Origin of the sequence: Microbacterium testaceum (assembly GCF_001476655.1) — a bacterium.
Taxonomy (GTDB): domain Bacteria; phylum Actinomycetota; class Actinomycetes; order Actinomycetales; family Microbacteriaceae; genus Microbacterium; species Microbacterium testaceum_C.
Window position 1 is genome coordinate 1 of the sequence record NZ_LDRT01000265.1, and the last position, 692, is coordinate 692.

At 65.6% G+C, this 692-nt stretch carries 1 protein-coding gene and 1 pseudogene; both read left to right on the forward strand.

Annotated elements, in window-relative coordinates; translation table 11 throughout:
- Positions 1–130: 130 nt before the first annotated feature.
- A pseudogene (locus tag NS220_RS18910) lies at positions 131–403 on the forward strand (Lrp/AsnC family transcriptional regulator); the annotation flags it as partial.
- Positions 400–692: aminotransferase class III-fold pyridoxal phosphate-dependent enzyme (locus NS220_RS18915; protein ID WP_153004388.1), on the forward strand; the 293-nt coding region annotated here is incomplete at its 3' end. The pseudogene NS220_RS18910 and the gene NS220_RS18915, both read left to right, overlap by 4 nt.

Here is a 692-nt window from a genome sequence, read left to right on the forward strand (position 1 = left end):
TAGTGCTGACAATGATCAGATCTCGCTGGTGAACGTGTGGACGTTCTCCGTTGCTGTGTGCTAGCACGGACGCGTGATCGTATACGTCCGCTTAGGCTCGTCGGCAGCGTGAGATGTCGATAAGAGACAGCAACTCGGCTTCGCCCGTCAGGCGATGATCGGCGTGCGGGTGTCGGGAGACACCCGCGTCGTCGCGGCCGAGATGGCGGAACTACCGGGCGTGACCTACGTGGTCTCGACCGCGGGATCGTTCGATCTGCTCGTCGAGGTCGTCTGCGAGAGCGACGACGATCTCATCGACCTGCTGAACGACCGCGTCCGCGCCCTTCCCGACGTCGTCTCGACCGAGACGTTCGTCTACCTCAAGCTCCACCGTCAGCTCTACAACTGGGGAACACGATGACCCTTCTCGACACCGACCACGACGCCGCCCTGCAGGCGAAGGCCCGCGACCACCTCTGGATGCACTTCTCCCGCCAGTCGGTGATGACCGACGGCCCCGGCGTGCCGATCATCGTCAAGGGCGAGGGCCACCACATCTTCGACTCCACCGGCAAGCGCTACATCGACGGGCTCGCCGGGCTCTTCGTCGTCAACGCCGGCCACGGCCGCCGCCGTATCGCGCAGGCCGCGGCGAAGCAGGCCGAGGAGCTCGCGTTCTTCCCGCTGTGGTCGTACGCGCACCCCGCCGC